This is a genomic window from Paenibacillus sp. Marseille-Q9583, from assembly GCF_976954365.1.
Genome location: NZ_CDRJTB010000060.1, coordinates 14,429 through 35,074, shown reverse-complemented (window position 1 = coordinate 35,074; position 20,646 = coordinate 14,429). Strand labels below are relative to the sequence as shown.

Sequence of the window (20,646 nt, the reverse complement as noted above, 5' to 3'; positions counted from 1 at the left end):
ACAAAAGTATAAGAGAACCCTTGCACAGCTAGCAACATCTAGATTAAAAAGTCTTACTCACAAATGGAGGACACCGAATTATGGCAGAACAAAAGACAGAATTACATAACGCAGGGTATAAAGCTTGGCTTGAATATCCATATATTCAATCGAGTGCAGTAAGAGAGTGCTATTCTCCTTGGTGCTATAACATCTTGACAGTCAAACAAGATCATCCAGTGATCAAAAGTGCTGTGCAAGAACTAACACGTGGCATACAAGGAATGCTCGATATGGAAGCTACCATTGCTGAATCTCAGGATAAAGATAAACAAGCTTGTATTGCAATCGGTACGTTTGATAGTAATCATCTGTTGATTACGCATACCTTTAGCGAGGCTACAAGGACAGCAATTGGATCAGAAGGATATGCCATTCGAACAAACACGGAGAAGGACTGTATTGCAATTGGTGCTTCCACACCCGTGGGATTACTATACGGCGTATTTGCATTCCTACGCTTACTTGGAACGGGTCAATCTATCGAAACGTTGGATGTGGTGGACAATCCTGTAAATCTTCTCCGCATGATGAATCAATGGGATAACATCGATGGAAGCATCGAACGTGGTTACGCGGGGAAGTCCATATTCTACTCGGATAACGAAATCACAAAGGACTTTGATCGATTGCAAGATTATGCGAGAATGCTCGCTTCGATAGGGATCAACGCAATTGCTATAAACAATGTCAATGTACATCGGTTTGAAACGATGTTTATTACGGAGCGCTATCTTCCTGACATCGCGAGGATTGCCGATATCTTTCGTAACTATGGGGTGAAGCTGTTCCTAAGTATTAACTATGCTAGCCCGATCGAAATCGGCGGATTGAATACAGCCGATCCGTTAGAATCTGATGTACGCCAATGGTGGAAGGCAAAGGTGATAGAAATCTATAAAGTGATTCCAGATTTCGGTGGGTTCCTCGTAAAAGCTGATTCTGAGAATCGCCCAGGCCCGTTCACTTATGATCGTGATCATGCTGATGGTTCGAATATGCTGGCTGAAGCATTATTGCCTTTCGGGGGAATCGTCATCTGGCGCTGCTTTGTTTACAATTGCAAACAGGATTGGCGGGATCGCTCCACCGATCGCGCGCGTGCGGCATATGATCACTTTAAACCGCTAGATGGTCGATTCATGGAGAATGTTATTTTACAGGTGAAGAATGGTCCTATGGATTTCCAAGTACGGGAAGGCGTATCTCCGCTGTTCGGTGCCATGGAGCATACGAATATGATGATTGAGTTCCAAATTACGCAGGAATATACAGGCCAACAGCGTCATGTCTGCTACCTCGTCCCTCAATGGAAGGAAGTTCTTGATTTTAATACGTACGCAACGGATTCGGAGTCATCGGTGAAACAGGTAGTTGATGGATCCATGTATGGTTATAAATATAGCGGCTTCGCTGCTGTTTCAAATATTGGTAATGATCATAACTGGACGGGGCATTTGTTAGCGCAGGCCAATCTATATGGTTACGGTCGTCTCGCTTGGAATCCGGAATTAAGTGCAGAGCAAATCGCGAAGGAATGGACAATGCTCACGTTCAGTGCAGAGGATGAGCAGTTAATAGATACGATTCGTGAGATCTTGCTAACCTCCTGGAATATCTATGAATCTTATACTTCGCCGCTTGGGGTAGGTTGGATGGTCAATCCTGATCATCATTACGGTCCAAATGTGGATGGATATGAATATTCGAAATGGGGAACGTATCATTTTGCAGACCTACAAGGTATTGGCGTAGACCGGACAATGAAGACGGGTACGGGATATATTGCTCAGTATCAAGGTGCGAATGTAGATTTGTATGAATCGGTAGCTACTTGTCCAGATGAGCTATTACTGTTCTTTCATCATGTACCGTATACGCATACTCTTAAATCTGGTAAAACGGTCATCCAGCATATTTATGATACGCATTTTGATGGCGTGGATCGCGCAGCGGGGCTGAGAGAGAAGTGGCAATCCCTTGAGGGGAAAATGGATGGCAGCAGGTTTGGACAGGTGGCAGACCGTCTGCACGAACAGGTACTACATGCCCGCGAGTGGAGAGATATCATCAATACTTATTTCTATCGAAAAAGCGGTATCCCAGACCAGCATCAACGCACAATATACTAAATATTAGCATTAGGAGGAGTGTGTCCAGCAGGGCCACTCCTTCTGTTGCTCCATCCCTTTGTTTCATAATCCTATGAGAAGAAAGGAAGATACACCTTGAATCAGAAAAGATTATTTAATGAGGGCTGGGAATTCGCCAAGAGTACTTTAGAAGTGACGAATGCTGAGTCCTTGGATTTCCATCCCGTCGATCTCCCACATGATTGGTTAATTTATAACACGTTAGACTTATATGAGAATAGTGTTGGCTGGTATCGATGCAGATGGATTTTACGACGGAAGGTACTTTCAAGCTTAACGATAAATGAAAAGAGACCGTCCCAAAAGCCATGAAAATGGCTGCTTGAGGCGGTCTTTTTATTTTTAAATAGACTATGTAAAATACGCGTTATTACGCTTTAATATAATCCGCAAAATTCTCCAGCAAGTATAGGGAATTAATATCTTCACGCAAATGATGCTGGACTAATTCATCTATTTTGTCTGTTTCATGGTTTGTCATACAATCCAGGATCATATGATGTTCGTTCAGAATTTTCTCCAGCTTTTCTTGCTTTAGCATATGCAAGCGACGATACCTTTCATAATGTACATTGGAGAACTTAATTAGCTTCCACAAAAATTCATGGCCTGCAAGTATAAACAATGTTCTATGAAAAGTGTCATCTAACATAAGAAAGTGCTCAAGTGCATGTTCCTGATATATGGCGTTTTTTTGCTCTTCTAAATTCTTCTTAAGCTCCATAATACCTTTAAGCGTAAGACTACCCGATAAACCTTTGATTATATCTTTTTCTAGAACACTTCTTAAATAGATGATTTGCTCGACAGATTCCAAATCGATGTATGAAACCAGGTTCCCTTTCTTCGGATACACATCAATATAGGACTCGAGGGATAGCTGCTTTAGTACATCGCGCAAAGGTGTCCTGGATATCTGAAACCGTTCGGACAACACCGTCTCACTCAAAATGGTTCCGGGATTTAGCGTTAGGTTAAGAATTTCGTGCTTTAATAGGTTCAAAATATCATTTTTGGTGGACATGAGGTTGCGTCTCCATTGCCGTTGAATTTGTAATTAGTATACATGAAGCGGAATGTGGATAGAAGAAAGTTTATTTCAATTATATCTTCACGACATCTTGTATACAAGTTTTCAATAAATATATTAATGTCATTGACAGTTGCTATAATTAATCTTAATATTTGAGTATATTATCTTGTATACAAGATCTCGACATATGAAATTATAGGAGGTTTTATCTAGATGAACATGACATGGAGATGGTATGGAGAAGGCAATGACAACATTACGCTTGATCATATCCGGCAAATTCCGGGGGTAATGGGTATTGTCTGGTCACTACATCATAAGGTAGCGGGCGAAGTGTGGGAAATGGATGACATTCAAAAGGTTGCGGATCAAATTACGAGCAAAGGGTTTAGCACTGCCGTAGTAGAAAGTGTGAACGTCCATGATGATATTAAGATTGGACTCCCGACGCGTGATAAATATATCGATATTTACATAGACACCATACGGAAGCTAGCCAAGGTCGGTACTAAAGTAATCTGTTACAATTTCATGCCGGTCTTTGACTGGACTCGGACGGAGCTGTACAAGGAATTGCCAGATGGCTCGAATGCGCTTTTTTATGAAAATGCGGCCATTAATGAGAAGCCGCGCGACATGGTGAATCGTATTCTCGAGGGGGCCGGCGAATTTACGATGCCTGGCTGGGAGCCGGAGCGTCTTGCGAAGCTCGATGAGCTATTCGCCGCTTATGCAGATGTAACGGAAGAGAAGCTGTTCGAGAACTTGGTCTATTTTCTGAAGCGCATTATTCCTGTCTGTGAAGAAGTCGATATCAAAATGGCTATTCATCCCGATGATCCTGCCTGGCCGATCTTTGGCTTGCCCCGCATTGTCCGCAGCCGCGATACGATTCGTCGTTTACTTGACGCAGTGGATAGTCCTTATAATGGATTAACCTTCTGCACTGGGTCGCTCGGTACGAATCCGAAGAATGATCTGCCGGCTATGATTCGGGAATTCTGTAATCGTATTCATTTTGCTCATATTCGAAATGTTAAGGTTTTTGAGAACGGAGATTTTATTGAGGTCTCTCATCGTGGACGGGATGGCAGTGTGGATGTGGCAGAGGTTGTTAAAGCGTATCATGAGAATGGATATACGGGGTATGTGCGTCCAGATCATGGTCGTCATTTGTGGGGGGAAGAGAAGACTTGCCGCCCGGGGTACGGGCTGTACGATAGAGCAATGGGGATCATGTATTTACTTGGTGTGTGGGATAGTCTCGACAATACGATGGGGGTGAAGTGAATGCTGCTTCTGACAAGAGAGAGTATTCAATCATGTGCAGAGGCGTGGAAGGACGCTGACGTGGAGCTTCCTCAGTTTGATTATGAGCAGGTGGCGGAGAATACGCGCGTTAGGCCGGAATGGGTTCATTTTGGAGCGGGGAACATTTTTCGGGGATTTGTTGCGAATGCTCACCAGAAGCTGTTGGAGCTTGGAAAAGCAGATACAGGCATTATTGCCGCTACCTCCTCTGACTACGAGCTGATTGACAAAATTTATAAACCACATGATCATTTAACACTTCTCGTACTAATGAATGCGGATGGCAAGTTTACGAAAAAGGTCATTAGCAGCATTACCGAAGCTATTATGGCAAACAAGAATCGAACGCAGGATTATTGCCGTTTAGTTGAAATATTTGAAAACCCGAGTCTGCAGATGGCCAGCTTCACCATTACAGAGAAAGGTTATACCTTAACGGATTCTAATGGAATGTACCTTGATATCGTGAAGAATGATATGGAGCAAGGGCCAGAGCAGCCTTCCCACAGCATGAGTGTTATCGCTTCTCTTGCTTGCCGTCGATATCTAAAAGGTCAGTATCCGATGACTTTTGTTAGTATGGATAACTGTTCGCACAATGGGGATATGCTGAAAAATAGCGTGACTACAATCGCTAAAGCATGGGCTGCAAAAGGGTTTGTGGAGGAAGGTTTTGTTGCGTACCTCGAAGATGAGAGTCGCATAACATTCCCCTTGTCGATGATCGATAAAATCACACCTCGTCCGTCCGAGGTTGTAGGTAATGCCTTACAGGAGCGCGGGATTGGCGGTATGGATATCATTATAACCTCGAGAAACGCTCATACTGCACCTTTCGTTAACGCAGAGGTTAGCGAATATCTGGTCATTGAGGATAAGTTTACGAATGGGCGACCATTATTAGAAGAAGCCGGTATTATATTCACAGATCGAGAGACCGTGAATAGGGTGGAAACGATGAAGGTTACAACCTGTCTGAACCCCTTGCACACGGCATTAGCGGTCACTGGCTGTCTACTAGGCTATACGCAGATTTCGGATGAGATGCAGGATCAGACCCTACGTACATTAGTCGAGCGGATTGGGTATAAGGAAGGATTGCCTGTAGTTGTAGATCCAATCATTCTACGTCCACAGCAGTTTTTGGATGAAGTGCTGCAAGAGCGCTTGGCGAATCCATTTATACCGGACACCCCGCAGCGAATTGCGACAGATACGTCGCAGAAGGTAGGCATTCGTTATGGGGGAACGATCAAATCCTATGTAGAACGCGAAGATCTTCTTCCAGCTGAATTGACGGCGATTCCACTAGCAATTGCTGCTTGGTGCCGCTATTTGATCGGAGTGGATGATGAAGGAAATTCATTTGAGCTAAGTCCCGATCCGTTAATGGAGTCACTTCAAGCGCATCTGCAGGGAGTAACTTTGGGAGATTCGACCTCAAATGTGCATAGAATTCTAGATAATGAGAAGATTTTTGGTGTACCGTTATATGAAATTGGTCTGGGTAGCAAGATTGAAAGTTACTTTTATGAGATGCTGAAAGGCCCAGGAGCTGTACGAAGAACGTTGGAAAAGCATTTAAATGAAGAGTTAGTGTAGATCACATTTACAAAAAGCCTCATGGAGTAAAAGCTACTGCACCCCGCAGAGCTATCCCCCATGAGGCTTTTTCGTGTCTAGTCCATTTGGTTTATCTGAATTTAGCAGTCTAGTACGCTAATATACCTACTTTTTCAAAAAAATAATTATAGTTAATATTTCCATAACATTCCTCTGCAACAGAGTTGACAATTGTAGACGAAAATGACATTAGCAGTTACCTATACGAAAAGGGTGAATCTAATTGAAAAACAGTAAATGGATTAGCGCAACGTTGGCTTCAGCACTTCTTGCAACAGTAGGCGTTGGGAGTGTATCTGCAGCCAGCATCGGCAGTAATGTAAAATCTGTAGCTGCCAATCAAACCACTGCTAAAACAGCAGTTAAAGAAGGTACAGCTACTTGGAATGTAAACGGTACGCCGATTGTGTTTAACACCATTAATAGCAGTGGTTACAAGCTGTACTCACTGAATCAGGTAGCTGGTGAAATTGGAGCTAAGTTAGTACTTGGAGTTGGCGGGTTTGAACTTAATGACAGCAAAGGATTACATAATGTGAAGCTCAAAACAGGCTCAAAGAGCTATGAAGTAGATGGTAATTCCGAGACATTCACAGTTGCTCCAGTATTTTATAACGGTAAAACCTATGTAGAGCTTTCTAAGTTAGTTTATGCATTAGGTGGAGAACTGGATGCTGATGCTAGCACGATTCTAAGCTTTGCTCGTCCTGAAGGACTGTTTGATACTTTGCACTGGACAGCAGCTGGAAGTCTGATTGCGAACAAAAGTGATGCTGAATCTGCTCAACTTATCAAGTTCAGCACAGAGCCAGGTAACTACGAAGTATTTTCATCTAATGACAGTGCAGTGGATTTTGCAGTATCACCGGATGGGCAGTGGGGAGCTTTCAATGATGAGACTGGTTTGTTGAATCTGATTAACCTGTCCAGCGGAGCTACTAAGCTACTTGGTACGGACAACAGTGTAAAAACGGATCTGGTTTGGTCGAATGATGGTAAAAGTATTTACTTCGTCCAAGGTGACAAGCAAGAGAAAATCGCAAAAATCGCTGTAGACACTGGTGAAGTTAAATCCGTATTGGCAGACAAAGTAGAAAATAAATCCGAACTGCGCATTTCCGCTGACCAAAAGAGCGCTGTTTATATCGTTAACTTGACGGGTGTTGCTAAAAACGATGCGGACAGCACAGAAGATTCTCTTACTGTAGACTTCAGCTCTGCTGGAGAGCAACTTTACAAGCTTGACCTGGCTACAAAAGATGCTAAGCCAGCTGCACTGACAACTACACCGGATAACAAGCTGTACCCTGAAATTTCTGCTGATGGTAGCGTCGTTTACCTGAGTGCAGATGCTGAGGGTAATGCAGCTAACACATTGAAGGTTGTAAAAGCAGACGGAACAAGCACTAACATTGCACTGGATGTTGAAGTAACTTGGTCTACAGGCGTTAACAATGGATTGGTTGTAGCCGGTTCAGCGGCAGACGGAAGCACAGTGGTCTATTCCATTGATAATAATGGAGCAAAGAGTGAGCTGTTCCGCTCCACTGAAGACGTATCTGAAGTAGCGGTTTCCAAAGATGGCAGCAAGCTGGCTATCGTAAGTGACGGCGGTGTATGGGTGGTTCAAGGCGGTAAAGCATTGCAACTGTCGAAATAATAAATATCCCTAATCAAATTTTAACGGCGTAGAGCCGAGAGGAGAAATAATACAATGAAGATTTTCAAAAAGCTAACAGTAACGGCTCTAACGGCTGTAATTGCGGTAACCGCATCTTTCGCAGGGGTTGCAGCAGCAGCCGATTCACTTAAAGGTAAAATCACAGTTAACGGTTCAACTGCACTTCTTCCATTGACGCTTCAAGCGGCAAAAGAATTCCAAAAGCTACACCCTAAAGTGAAAATCGCAGCATCCGGTAAAGGTTCAGTAACTGGACCTCAAGCTGTTAAAAAAGGCATCGCTGATATCGGCGCTTGCGACTGGGATGCTAGCATCGACGTACCAGGCTTCAAAGCTTTTGACGGTCAAGTAGCGAATAAAGTAGCGGTTATTCCTTTTGCTACAATCGTGAACAAGAATGTTGGCGTAGACAACCTTACAACAGAACAGCTTAAAGGTATTTACGCAGGTAAAATCACGAACTGGAAAGAAGTAGGCGGTGCAGATGCTGACATCGTGGTTATCACTCGCTCTTTCGGTTCCGGTACACGTGTTAACTATCAAGCTAAAGCTTTGGATGGCGGAGATATCGTTAAAAAAGCTAAGAACTACAAAGAAACTGGTTCTTCCGGTGACATGAAAACAGCTGTAGGAACAACGCCTAACTCTATCGGTTATATCGACCTTGTATATGTAAGTGGCGATGTTAAAGCTGTTAAACACAATGGTGTAGCAGCTACTACGGACAACGTAATCAATGGATCTTATAAGATCTGGGCTTATGGTTATTACATGACTAAAGGTCAACCTACTGGCGCTACCAAAGAATTCATCGAATACGTACAAAGCAAGAAGTTCCAACAAGGTTCCCTGAAAAAGCTTAAATTTATTCCGATCGCAGCAATGAAGGGCTAATAACATCTAAAGAACATATTGAACGGTAACAGCGGCCAGCTCCGATCTTGATACGGGGGTGGCCGCTTACAGGAGGGAAAGTATGGGGGCACCAGTCCAAGGCTTGGCAACTAGGGGAAAAGAGAGCGTAACGCAGGTTAGCGCTAATCCCAAACGTCATGGTAGACATTTGTTTAGCAACAAATTGTTTAAGTTTTATTTTTTATTCAGCATTCTTGCGCTTTGCTTCGTGCTTGGACTTGTAATTCTATTTATCGGCAAAACGGCTATGCTTCTGTTCGGCCATCTCTCGCCTGCGGACTTTTTCTTTTCCTTTAACTGGACGCCGGAAGAGGATTCCTTTGGAGCGGCTGCCTTCATTGTAAATACACTTTCACTAACTGCATTAACGCTGCTGATCGCAGTTCCTATTTCGGTAGGGATGGCAGTACTTTGTGCAGAGATTGCTCCAAAATGGATGAAGACTTTTATCCGTCCAGTGCTAGATTTATTGGTAGGTATTCCTTCAATAGTTTACGGATATATAGGCTTAACGGTATTGCTTCCTTTCTTGCGCAGAATTAGTGGGGAGAGCTTAGGCGATGGCTTGTTAGCTGCTGCACTTGTACTCGCATTAATGGTGCTGCCAACGATTTGCCGAATCAGTGATGATGCCATTGTCTCTGTGCCGCGCAAATATCGTGATGCTGCATATGCTCTTGGATCTACCCGTTTACAGGTCATCATGCGTGTAGTACTGCCTGCGGCTAGCCGGGGAATTATCTCTGCGGTTATTCTAGGTATGACTCGTGCTGTGGGTGAGACGATGGCTGTAGTTATGGTTATCGGGAATACACCGCAATTGGCGAAAACGTTATTCACGCCAGCATCGGTGCTGACTAGTAACATCGTTATGCAAATCTCCAATGTAGAGTTTGATTCTACATGGAACTATGCGCTACATATGATGGCATTTCTCCTGCTAGTAATATCATTTGTATTAATTCTGATCATCCGCGTGCTGGGTAGAAAAAGGAGGGATGCAGCGTGAACGGATTCGCAAGTACAAAGCATACAGCGCGGGCTCAAAGAAACAATAAAATTGCAACCATAGGGTTTTATACGCTTGGGGCTTTAGTCATGCTGCTGATCTTCTGGCTGCTCTTCACGATTCTTAGTAAAGGTTTACCGGCACTTCGGCCCGATTTCTTAATTAAACAGCCTGAAGAGATTGACGCAGGTGGTGGGATTGGCCCGGTGCTGTTTAACTCCTTTTACATTTTGTTCATCTCGCTGTTTATTTCCGTTCCAATTGGTTTGGGTGCGGGAATCTATATGGCTGAGTATGCACCAGACAATAAATTTACAGGCGCACTACGTATTTGCGTAGAATCTCTGTCATCGGTACCATCGATTGTGTTCGGTATGCTCGGACTGGCGATTTTTGCGGAATATTTCGATATCGGTCTGACGATTCTTGGCGGAGGCGTCAGCTTAGCACTGCTGAATCTACCTATGCTTGCGCGAGTAACAGAGGAAGCAGTACGTGCTGTCCCCGGGGAGATCCGCGAGGCTGGTTATGCACTTGGGATGACTAAATTCCACGTGATCCGCACGGTAGTCCTACCTGTTGCAATGTCTGCCATTGTTACTGGGATTTGTCTCGTTGCTGGACGCGCCTTCGGGGAGTCTGCGGTTATTATCCTTACCGCTGGTCTCAGTACCTCGGGCGAAATGTGGGATTTCAATCTGTTCTCACCGGGTGAAACACTGGCCGTACACCTTTGGTATGTACAATCCGAGGCGATCGTAGAAGATGCGCGTCAAATTGCTGATAAGTCGGCAGCCGTACTTGTATTTGTAGTTTTGTTTATCAATTTTGTATTTCGATTTCCGTTGTGGCTGGGAAATCGCCGGAAATAATGAACTGGGGTCTACAGGCGATACCTGTAGGCTTTTATTTACGAAAAGCTGTTCTAAGGGAATGTTACCGTTCGCTTAGAACAGCTTTTTGAGATTTAATCAGGAAGCTTTAAATGGAGAGACAACTAGCTAGGTTACTTTTAGATAGGCTGATCTTCTGTGATTGAATTTCTGTGATTGAATGATTACGCTCATCCTGGTGAAATTGGGGAGTTGCTCGTGCATCGGTGAGTTATCAATGCATATATGTGAGTGCTCACGATTCGTGAACTAGATTGCTTAAGGGTTGTTTGTTGAGTATTTGCATAGATAGAGGGAATACCTCCCTATAATTCGACGCGCTATGGTCTCTAAATGCTTTATAAGGAAATCCCCCCTATAATACCTATGATTTAATCATAATTAGAGATTTTGAGTAATATTAACGGTACAAATTCCCTATAAAGCCTGATTTTTAGCGATTCTAGGTAATTTTATAGGGAGAATTTCCCTATAGTTACAGTCTAGCAGGATATAACCCTTTTCGATCTGGTCCAAGGAGAGTTCCACACTAGAAAGTACCTGAACGTACCCGGCAACACAGCATCGCAAGTAACTCCAAGAAACGTCAACCGTATCCGCGCCAGAACAACTGCCAAAGTTACTCTACAAACCTAGTGCCCTAAAGGTACCAGCAACACAGCATCGCAAGTAACCCCGAGAAACGTCAACCGTATCAGCAACAGCCTAGCCGCCTAGTACAGACTGTTCAACCAACCTAACTGTCTGGTGTTTATTAAGTCTTGTCTGAAGAATCGAGGATTTCAGCTCCTGTTTTTTCTAGCGCTGTGTCGAATGTCTTTCTCCCTGAACGCAAAAACAGCCTCCCCGAAGGAAGGCTGTTACTCTGACGTCCCGGAAGGGATTCGAACCCCTGACCGTGCGCTTAGAAGGCGCATGCTCTATCCAGCTGAGCTACCGGGACATGATTGCTGGCTGAAAAGCAAGCAGGATTTATCATATCATGTACGCCGATGTTTTTCAAGCTGTTTTTTAAAAAGAGTACGGGGTATGCTATAATCTACAATTATTAAGTTTCGGAAGAAGCTTAAGGTCTTAATAACATTTATGACGTTTTAGAATTCAATTCACATAATTAGCTATAAGGAGGTGCCCTCATTAAAGATTCAGATTCCCCCGCCACAAAAGAGAATATCGTCCTGTTTCCCAAGACACTGGACTATTATCAAATCCAGCTTACGGTGATGCTGGAGAGTGAACGATACGGGGAAGCGATGGAGCTGCTGCGTTTTTTGTTGCAGTGTCAAGGACAGGAAGAGCGAAATTACGAGGAATGGCGGTCTCTGCTGGAATGGCTCGAAACAGCTTTCCCTTACGCCTCTCAGAATGGAGATGCGGAAGGAGCCGTTCACCCCGAAGACGAAGATTTAAGGGAAGAAGATATGGCCCGTCTCTTGGCCAAATCAAAAATGACTGAGGATGCGGGGTATCCTCAAAAGCTGCTGCAGCGGATAATGAATGAGCCGCTGTCAGAGGCGACAATCTTAGCACTAGAGCAGCTTTCATATCTGGAAGGCGGCGGAGTCGATGAGGCGCTGACGGCATGGCTGCAGGGGGATAATGTTCACCCGCTGCTGCAATTTCGGACCCTGCAGACCCTTCGGCGGCGTGGGATGCAGGGAACAGTGAATCTGATTCGTGGTCACGAAACAGCAATTGTAGAGATTGAAAGTGTACCGCTGCAGACAGAGGATTTTCCACCACAGGTGAGTCAGGTGCTCGAGCGGGTAGCCGAGCAGGCGGAGGTACATGAGCCTACGCTGTATTATTTTGCACAGGAGCTCTGGGGCCAGTTCGTCATGTCGATTTATGGATCGGAAGAGTATCGGAAAATACTGGATGGAGAAGACGCGCTACTAGATATTTGGGCGGGGGCGTTACACCAGTTTGTATCTGAGAGCTTAAACGGTACACGGCAGGAGGAGGAGACTCGCGGAATGTACGGCATTACAGACGGCATGCGCTTTCAATTTGAGGGGGCTTATCGTGCGCTCAAGGGTTTTGTAAAGACTTCTCTACTTGATAAATAAAGTAATGTTGTATATAATATAATGGTTATTCTGTGCGTGGATTGTAATCATTTTTTGAAGTAAACTTGTGAACCTATATTTTGGAGGGAAAAGTATAATATGAAAGCAACATGGGAAAAAATAGAGAAGAACCTTGGAGTTCTTGAAGTAGAAGTTGACGCAGAACGCGTTGCAGCAGCACTTGATAAAGCTTTTAACAAAGTCGTTAAGAAAGCTAACGTACCAGGCTTCCGTAAAGGTAAAGTGCCACGTCCGATCTTTGAATCCCGTTTTGGTGTAGAAAGCTTGTACCAAGATGCAATCGACATTCTTCTTCCTGAGGCTTACGGTGAAGCAGTTGAACAAACTGACATCTTCCCTGTAGACCGTCCTGAAGTTGATATTGAGCAATTTGCTAAAGGTCAATCCTTTATCTTCAAAGCGAAGATCACGGTTAAACCTGAAGTGAAACTCGGCGATTATAAAGGTCTGGAAGTTCCAGTACAAAAAGCTGAAGTGACTGAAGAAGAGCTGAGCGCTGAGCTTGCTCGTCTGCAAGAGCGTCATGCTGAACTCGTAGTAGTTGAAGAAGAAGCAGCAGCTAACGGCGACATCGCTGTGATCGATTTTGACGGATATGTTGATGACGTACCGTTCGAAGGCGGAAAAGCTGAGCGTCATTCTCTTGAACTTGGTAGCAACTCCTTCATTCCTGGATTTGAAGAGCAAGTAGTGGGAATGTCCACTGGAGATTTCAAAGATGTTGAAGTTACTTTCCCTGAAGAATACCATGCAGAGAACCTTGCGGGTAAGAAAGCAGTATTCAAAGTGAAACTGCACGAAATCAAACGCAAACAACTTCCTGCACTTGATGATGAGTTCGCTAAAGATGTAAGTGAATTCGAAACTTTGGAAGAGTACAAAGCAGATCTGAAAACTCAGCTCGAATCCCGTAAACAGGATGAACTGAAAGGCCTTCGTGAGAACGCAGTTGTTGATAAAGCAGCAGCAAACGCTGAAGTTGAGATTCCTGAAGCAATGATCAACAGCGAAGTTGAGAACATGGTTCGTGACTTCGACACTCGTCTTCGTCAACAAGGCATGAACATGGATATGTTCCTGAGCTTCTCGGGTCAAACTCGTGAAGACTTGCAGAACCAAATGAAAGGCGATGCTGAAAAACGCGTTCGCAACAACCTGGTACTGGAAGTTATCGCTAAACAAGAGAACATTGAAGTTTCCGAAGAAGAAGTTAACGAAGAGTTGGCTACTATGGCTGAAGCTTACAAACGTACTCCTGAAGAAATTCGCAGCATCTTGGCAGCTAACGGTTCACTGGGCAGCTTGAGCGAAGAACTTTCTTTGCGCAAAACCATTGATTTCCTTGTTAGCAATAGTGTAGAAGTTGAAGCAGTAGAAGAAGCACCAGCTGCTGAAGACGCTAAAGCTGAGTAAGATTTTTTAAACTACCTAGAACGGCCGAGCAATCGGCCTCCATACAGATATGATAAGGCACGTAAGTTTCGTTACGTGCCTTATTTTTATCCTCGGGCACAGATATATGTGATTACATAGGTATCCGTATGAGCGTATGGTATTAAGGAAATTGGCGTGATGACGTCACTATCACAAGCAGTGGACAGGTCTGCTGTAGTGAAAAAATGACATCGGGCCGTGAACGTGTTAAAATATTTTTGAAACGATAAGACTAATCTGTATAGAGAAAAGAGGTTGGTGGCATGAGTCTGGTACCAATGGTTGTGGAATCAACAAGTCGTGGGGAACGTTCATACGATATCTATTCCAGATTGCTCAAGGATCGCATTATTTTCTTAAGCAGTGCGATTGACGATGATGTCGCCAATCTGGTTATTGCTCAACTGCTGTTCCTTGCAGCAGATGATCCCGAGAAGGACATTCACTTGTACCTCAACTCACCCGGTGGTTCAGTAACAGCCGGCATGGGTATATACGATACGATGCAATATATCAAACCGGATGTTTCAACCATTTGTGTAGGGATGGCGGCAAGCATGGGATCGCTCCTTTTAACAGCTGGGGCTCCGGGCAAAAGATACGCGCTGACTAACAGCGAAGTTATGATTCATCAACCGCTCGGTGGTGTTCAAGGTCAAGCGTCCGACATTTGGATTCATACCGATTGGATCCTCAAGACGAAACAGAAGTTGAATCAAATTTATGTAGATCGCACAGGTCAGCCCCTTGAAAAAATCGAACGGGACACAGACCGCGATAACTTCATGAGCGCGGAAGAAGCCAAGGAATATGGGCTTATTGACCAGGTTCTTTCTTCACCGATGAAATCTTAAAGGGGTGGTTAGATGTTTAAATTTAATGATGAAAAAGGGCAATTGAAATGTTCTTTTTGCGGCAAATCACAAGAGCAGGTTCGTAAGCTTGTAGCAGGACCGGGCGTTTATATATGTGACGAATGTATCGAGCTTTGCACGGAAATCGTGGAAGAAGAGCTCGGTCATGAGGAAGAGCTTGATCTGAAGGATATTCCGAAACCAAAGGAAATCCGCGATATTTTGGATCAATATGTAATCGGTCAAGAGCAAGCGAAGAAATCGCTGTCTGTTGCAGTTTACAATCACTATAAGCGTGTGAACAGCCAAAGCAAAATCGAAGATGTTGAACTGACGAAGAGTAATATTCTTTTGCTTGGTCCAACCGGTTCGGGTAAAACTTTGCTCGCACAGACGATGGCGAAGATTATCAACGTTCCATTTGCGATTGCTGATGCTACTTCCCTAACGGAAGCTGGTTATGTCGGCGAGGATGTTGAGAACATTCTGCTTAAGCTGATTCAAGCGGCAGATTATGATGTGGAGAAAGCCGAACGCGGCATTATCTATATTGATGAGATTGATAAAGTGGCACGTAAATCCGAGAACCCGTCCATTACTCGTGACGTATCTGGTGAAGGTGTACAGCAGGCACTTTTGAAGATTCTGGAAGGAACAGTTGCTTCTGTACCTCCACAAGGTGGACGTAAGCATCCTCATCAGGAGTTTATTCAAATTGATACGACGAACATCTTGTTCATCGTAGGTGGTGCTTTTGACGGTCTGGAGCAAATGATTAAACGCCGTATCGGTAAAAAAGTCATTGGCTTCAACGCAGCGGTTGAAGGACAAAAGGATCTGGGGCCTGGCGAATATTTGTCGATGGTATTGCCTGAAGACTTGCTCAAATTCGGACTAATCCCTGAATTTGTAGGCCGTCTGCCAGTTATCTCGACTTTGGAGCCGCTTGATGAGAATACGCTGGTGCGTATCCTTTCCGAGCCTAAGAATGCACTCACAAAACAATATATCAAGCTGCTGGAAATGGATAACGTAGCGCTGAAGTTCGAACCGTTGGCACTCGAAGCAATTGCCAAGGAAGCGATCAAACGCAATACGGGAGCCCGTGGACTGCGCGCGATTATTGAGAGCATCATGCTTGATGTGATGTATGAAGTTCCTTCACGCGATGATATTAAGGATTGTGTGATCACGGAGCAGGTCGTTCAAGAGAAGGCTTTGCCTGAATTGAACCTTAAGAAAGACAAAAAGAAAGAGGAAAGCGCGTAAGTCGCTTACCTTAACAATACATGTCACTGTCTCCACCTTTCTTCCGCTTATCCCGCTTCACTAGCGGTTGCGAAGGGGTGGAGCTTTGGCGTTATGGGGGAGAAAAATCATGTTCTTGAGACACCAAACCCGTCCTGTCAATGTTGGCGGGCTCATTATTGGGGGAAACAACGAGGTTGCGATTCAAAGCATGTGTACAACCAAAACAGCTGATGTGGAGGCTACTGTAGCCGAAATTTTACGGCTTGAGGAAGCAGGCTGCCAACTGGTACGCGTTACTGTCAACAATGAAGAGGCAGCCGCCGCGATTAAGGAGATCAAGAAGCAGATTCATATCCCACTCGTAGCGGATATTCATTTTAACTATAAGCTGGCGCTGATGGCTATTGAGAACGGCATCGATAAAGTACGGATTAATCCGGGTAACATCGGTCGTCGGGAGAAGGTAGAAGCAGTAGTTAAAGCGTGTAAAGAAAAAGGAATTCCGATTCGGATTGGTGTAAACGCCGGATCTTTAGAGAATCATCTCTTGGAGAAATACGGATATCCGACTCCAGAAGCTATGGTAGAAAGTGCACTGTACCATATTGGGATTCTGGAAGAGCTGGATTTCCACGACATTATCGTTTCCTTAAAAGCATCCGATGTGCCAATGGCCATCGAAGCTTACCGTCAGGCTGCGGAAGTTATTCCTTATCCGCTGCACCTTGGGATTACAGAATCCGGCACCTTGTTTGCCGGTACTGTAAAAAGCTCCGCGGGTATCGGTGCACTGCTCTCTATGGGCATCGGCAGCACCCTGCGTATCTCGCTTAGCGCTGATCCAGTGGAAGAAATTAAGGTGGCACGCGAGCTGCTGAAGACCTTCGGTCTGATCTCTAATGCAGCTACACTCATTTCTTGTCCGACTTGCGGACGACTTGATATAGATCTCTTCTCCATCGCTAATGAGGTGGAAGAGTACATTTCGAAGCTTAAGGTGCCTATTAAAGTATCCGTGCTCGGCTGCGCCGTTAATGGTCCTGGTGAGGCGCGTGAAGCGGATATTGGTATTGCTGGTGCCCGTGGGGAAGGTTTGTTGTTCCGTTACGGTCAGATGATTCGTAAGGTGCCTGAAGCGGAACTCGTGAACGAGCTGAAGAAGGAAATCGATGCGATTGTTGTAGCGTATGAGGAAACTGGTGAAATTCCAGGGCGTGCTCACGCTAATCTTGCACCTCCGGTGCAATCAAAGTAATTTGGTCTTTTACGAATTAATGATTCAATTCATAATAAGTGGCGAAGAACGCCCTGTTACACCTCGGGATATCCGGTGGTGGGAACGGGGCGTTTTTTTGCGTGGAATAAATTAATCAGGGGGAACATCGAATGAACTATGAACAAGCACATGAAGCGTTTATTGAGCAGCATTTAACAAGCAGGACAGGTGAGAGGCGGGGTAGATTGGAGAGAGGGCATCGTCATGCCGAAGAATTGTTCTTGCAGAATATATGGTGGCCGCTTCGTGGGGACTTCAATGCTCTACATCCGGAGTATGAGGTGCTGGATTGGCGCGGACGATCTTATTTCGCGGATTATGCTTTTTTGTCGGGGCCTATCAAGCTCTTGTTCGAGATCAAAGGGTATGCAGCGCATGTGAGGGACATGGACAGGCTGAAGTATTGTAATGAGCTAAATCGTGAGACGTTTCTGTACGGAATAGGTTACCAAGTAATTTCATTTGCCTATGACGATGTGGAACAGCGTCCTGAGCTATGCATTACACTGCTGCGTGTGGTGCTAAGCCGTTACCAAATTGTAAGTGCACCGAGTGGTGGAGCAACTCTCATGGAGAAAGAAATTATCCGATATATAGTTGGAAAAGCGGGTGTAGTTCGACTTAAAGATATAGCAGATTATTTCGCGCTAGATCCTATAACGGTACGATTGATGCTTATGAGATTATGCGAGAAAGGCTGGCTGAAAGCCGTAAAAAGGGTAAATGGCGTTAGAAATGTAGGTTATGAGTTAGCTCGGGATGTCTTATTTTACTGGGATTGATTGATTAGCATAAGTTAAGGGGAGTGGTTAGGGATGAGTGTATTGTGAGAAAGAGCTGCACTTTAAAAGTAACTATGATTGTATGCCTGTTATAGGGGAAATCTCCCTATAAATAGACCGATTTTGCTCGAAAAGTGAGATTATACGGAAAACCTCCCTATAAATTCGCTAAAAGTAGCTGTTTGTACGTAAAACCAACGAATTATAGGGAGGAATTCCCTATGAGCCCCTCATTGGGATCGCCCTTCTCAAACTATAGGGAGGTTTTCCCTATAGTTCTTACTAATTGGGTCATAACTGAGCAAATGAATAGATATTTACCGAAATATTTCAACAAGGTTACTTTGCGTACCTAGTGAGTTCATTGTATTAAGATAATTTCCGTTACCGAGGAACCCAGACTAATCAAGTTACTTCCCCCATTCAAACAAGTTTGTTACTAAATCTCAGGACTCCACCGACTGTCCTACACCAACAATTCAACAAATCCTCAATTGTGCGTTTACTAATTACCGAAACGGCTATACTACCTAATAGTAGCCAAAGGTGGAAAGGTAGACTGAACGAAACAGGAGGATGACCTATGGAATTAAGTATAGTTGTGATGATCGTGCAGCTCTTTTTCGCGCTGGTTATCGGCGTATACTTTTGGAATCTGCTGCGGGGTCAGAAGACAAACAAGACGGCGGTAGACCGAGAGTCGCGTAAGGAACTGGATAAACTACGGAAAATGCGTATGATTTCACTAACCAAACCATTGTCGGAGAAAACTAGGCCGGCTTCTATTGGAGATATTGTTGGGCAAAAAGATGGGCTCCGCGCCCTGAAGGCCGCACTATGTAGCGCTAATCCGCAGCATGTGATTATTTATGGTCCGCCAGGAGTCGGTAAGACTGCAGCGGCGCGCGTGGTCATGGAAGAGGCGAAAAAAAATGCCCTTTCCCCTTTTAAAAGTGACGCCAAATTCACTGAAATTGATGCGACGACCGCTCGTTTTGATGAGCGTGGTATTGCCGACCCGTTAATCGGATCGGTGCATGATCCTATTTATCAGGGCGCCGGAGCCATGGGCGTGGCAGGTGTGCCGCAGCCAAAGCCAGGAGCGGTGACGAAGGCGCATGGCGGGATTCTTTTTTTGGATGAGATCGGTGAGCTTCACCCCATTCAGATGAATAAGCTGCTAAAGGTGCTGGAGGACCGGAAGGTTCTGCTAGAGAGCGCGTATTATAATTCGGAGGACAATAATACTCCGGCTTATATTCATGATATTTTTCAAAATGGCTTACCCGCTGATTTCCGGTTAGTAGGCGCGACTACGCGATCCCCGGATGAGATTTCTCCCGCGCTGCGTTCACGCTGTATGGAGATTTATTTCCGTCCGCTATTGCCGGATGAGATTGCGGTCATCGCGTGTGACGCGATACAGAAGATCGGACTGAAGCCAAGCCCTGAAGCAGTCACTGTTGTGCAGCAATATGCAACAAATGGCCGGGAGGCAGTCAATATGATTCAGCTCGCAGCTGGATTAGCGCTGACGGAGCAGAGAGATACGCTAAATGCTGCTGATGTTGAATGGGTGGCAGGCAGTAGCCAGCTTCCACTTCGAACAGAGCGCAAGATTCCTTCGGCGCCGCAGATTGGATTGGTTAACGGACTTGCAGTGTATGGACCGGGAATGGGCACCTTGCTCGAGATCGAAGTATCCGCAGCACCTGCGCAGAACGGTCAAGGTAGACTGAACGTAACCGGAGTAGTAGATGAGGAAGAGATCGGTGGAGGTTCTCGCACGATTCGGAGAAAGAGTATGGCTAAAGGCTCCGTTGAGAACGTATTGACCGTACTGCGTACCATGAATCTGGAGCCAGACCGTTATGATCTGCATGTGAACTTTCCAGGTGGAACACCCATTGACGGACCCTCAGCAGGGGTTGCGATGGCAGTTGCTATCGTCTCCGCCATTCGTGGTCTTCCCGTGGATAATACCGTAGCGATCACTGGTGAGATAGGCATACATGGGCGTGTGAAGCCTGTGGGTGGTGTAATTGCGAAGGTGGAGGCTGCTTTTCAGGCAGGAGCTACTACGGTGCTTATTCCAAAAGAAAACTGGCAGTCCCTATTCGCTGACCTCGCCCCACTACGCGTCATTCCAATGGAAACGGTGGAAGAAGTATTCCGTCATCTGTTTGGCGCCGATACAGCAGATGTAAGGCTTCCGGCAGTAGCTGGAGAGCTATTCTCAGCAGCACCTTCACTTCTGAAGGCTGATGCCGCTGGAGAGTCTGCAAAGGGTTGAACTTAAATT

At 45.0% G+C, this 20,646-nt stretch carries 16 protein-coding genes and 1 tRNA gene; 15 read left to right on the top strand and 2 right to left on the bottom strand.

Annotated elements, in window-relative coordinates:
- The first annotated feature begins 80 nt into the window (after nucleotides 1-80).
- Both ACWNM1_RS22990 and ACWNM1_RS22985 read left to right on the top strand, forming a co-directional pair.
- Nucleotides 81-2,171, top strand: coding sequence for an alpha-glucuronidase family glycosyl hydrolase (locus ACWNM1_RS22990; RefSeq protein WP_449602774.1), 2,091 nt, complete (start codon nucleotides 81-83; stop codon nucleotides 2,169-2,171).
- 96 nt (nucleotides 2,172-2,267) lie between these two features.
- Nucleotides 2,268-2,504 carry a hypothetical protein gene (locus ACWNM1_RS22985; RefSeq protein WP_449602783.1) on the top strand — a complete coding sequence of 79 codons (237 nt, stop codon included), beginning with the start codon at nucleotides 2,268-2,270 and terminating at the stop codon, nucleotides 2,502-2,504.
- Between the two features lie 58 nt (nucleotides 2,505-2,562).
- On the opposite strand, the gene ACWNM1_RS22980 is transcribed toward ACWNM1_RS22985, so the two are convergent.
- Nucleotides 2,563-3,216 (bottom strand): GntR family transcriptional regulator, encoded by a 654-nt coding sequence (locus tag ACWNM1_RS22980; RefSeq protein ID WP_449602773.1) that lies wholly within the window; start codon nucleotides 3,214-3,216, stop codon nucleotides 2,563-2,565.
- Between the two features lie 222 nt (nucleotides 3,217-3,438).
- Between ACWNM1_RS22980 and uxuA the strand changes: the two genes are divergently transcribed.
- The 6 genes from uxuA (at nucleotide 3,439) to pstA (ending at nucleotide 10,636) form a co-directional block, all read left to right on the top strand.
- The gene (gene uxuA, locus ACWNM1_RS22975) at nucleotides 3,439-4,515 is read left to right on the top strand and encodes a mannonate dehydratase (protein ID WP_449602772.1); all 1,077 of its coding nucleotides are present in this window, start codon (nucleotides 3,439-3,441) and stop codon (nucleotides 4,513-4,515) included.
- On the top strand, nucleotides 4,516-6,138 hold the full coding sequence (locus ACWNM1_RS22970; protein ID WP_449602771.1) for a mannitol dehydrogenase family protein: 1,623 nt from the start codon (nucleotides 4,516-4,518) through the stop codon (nucleotides 6,136-6,138).
- A 244-nt stretch (nucleotides 6,139-6,382) separates the two neighbouring features.
- Nucleotides 6,383-7,819 (top strand): stalk domain-containing protein, encoded by a 1,437-nt coding sequence (locus ACWNM1_RS22965; RefSeq protein WP_449602770.1) that lies wholly within the window; start codon nucleotides 6,383-6,385, stop codon nucleotides 7,817-7,819.
- Between the two features lie 54 nt (nucleotides 7,820-7,873).
- Nucleotides 7,874-8,734: a phosphate ABC transporter substrate-binding protein gene (locus ACWNM1_RS22960; protein ID WP_234538107.1), complete on the top strand. Its 861-nt coding sequence runs from the start codon at nucleotides 7,874-7,876 to the stop codon at nucleotides 8,732-8,734.
- An 82-nt stretch (nucleotides 8,735-8,816) separates the two neighbouring features.
- Nucleotides 8,817-9,764 carry a phosphate ABC transporter permease subunit PstC gene (gene pstC / locus ACWNM1_RS22955; protein ID WP_042191272.1) on the top strand — a complete coding sequence of 316 codons (948 nt, stop codon included), beginning with the start codon at nucleotides 8,817-8,819 and terminating at the stop codon, nucleotides 9,762-9,764.
- Entirely contained in the window at nucleotides 9,761-10,636 is an 876-nt protein-coding gene (pstA, locus tag ACWNM1_RS22950; RefSeq protein WP_339798279.1) for a phosphate ABC transporter permease PstA, read from the top strand. Before pstC ends, pstA begins: the two co-directional genes overlap by 4 nt.
- A gap of 890 nt (nucleotides 10,637-11,526) precedes the next feature.
- Here the strand turns inward: pstA and ACWNM1_RS22945 are convergent.
- Nucleotides 11,527-11,600: transfer RNA gene (locus ACWNM1_RS22945), tRNA-Arg, on the bottom strand.
- Nucleotides 11,601-11,910: 310 nt separating this feature from the next.
- Between ACWNM1_RS22945 and ACWNM1_RS22940 the strand changes: the two genes are divergently transcribed.
- From ACWNM1_RS22940 to lonB, 7 genes are all read left to right on the top strand, one after another.
- Complete coding sequence (locus ACWNM1_RS22940; RefSeq protein ID WP_373455859.1) at nucleotides 11,911-12,726, top strand: hypothetical protein; 816 nt, start codon at nucleotides 11,911-11,913, stop codon at nucleotides 12,724-12,726.
- Between the two features lie 99 nt (nucleotides 12,727-12,825).
- Nucleotides 12,826-14,160, top strand: a complete 1,335-nt coding sequence (gene tig, locus ACWNM1_RS22935) for a trigger factor (protein ID WP_449602769.1) — start codon at nucleotides 12,826-12,828, stop codon at nucleotides 14,158-14,160.
- Nucleotides 14,161-14,444: 284 nt separating this feature from the next.
- Nucleotides 14,445-15,035: an ATP-dependent Clp endopeptidase proteolytic subunit ClpP gene (clpP, locus tag ACWNM1_RS22930; protein ID WP_036685049.1), complete on the top strand. Its 591-nt coding sequence runs from the start codon at nucleotides 14,445-14,447 to the stop codon at nucleotides 15,033-15,035.
- Between the two features lie 12 nt (nucleotides 15,036-15,047).
- Complete coding sequence (gene clpX / locus ACWNM1_RS22925; protein ID WP_094873530.1) at nucleotides 15,048-16,304, top strand: ATP-dependent protease ATP-binding subunit ClpX; 1,257 nt, start codon at nucleotides 15,048-15,050, stop codon at nucleotides 16,302-16,304.
- Nucleotides 16,305-16,413: 109 nt separating this feature from the next.
- A complete protein-coding gene (gene ispG / locus ACWNM1_RS22920; protein WP_449602768.1) occupies nucleotides 16,414-17,541 on the top strand; it encodes a flavodoxin-dependent (E)-4-hydroxy-3-methylbut-2-enyl-diphosphate synthase in 1,128 nt (375 codons plus the stop codon).
- 131 nt (nucleotides 17,542-17,672) lie between these two features.
- Entirely contained in the window at nucleotides 17,673-18,344 is a 672-nt protein-coding gene (locus tag ACWNM1_RS22915; RefSeq protein ID WP_449602767.1) for a hypothetical protein, read from the top strand.
- 583 nt (nucleotides 18,345-18,927) lie between these two features.
- Entirely contained in the window at nucleotides 18,928-20,637 is a 1,710-nt protein-coding gene (lonB, locus tag ACWNM1_RS22910; RefSeq protein WP_449602766.1) for an ATP-dependent protease LonB, read from the top strand.
- Nucleotides 20,638-20,646: the final 9 nt, after the last annotated feature.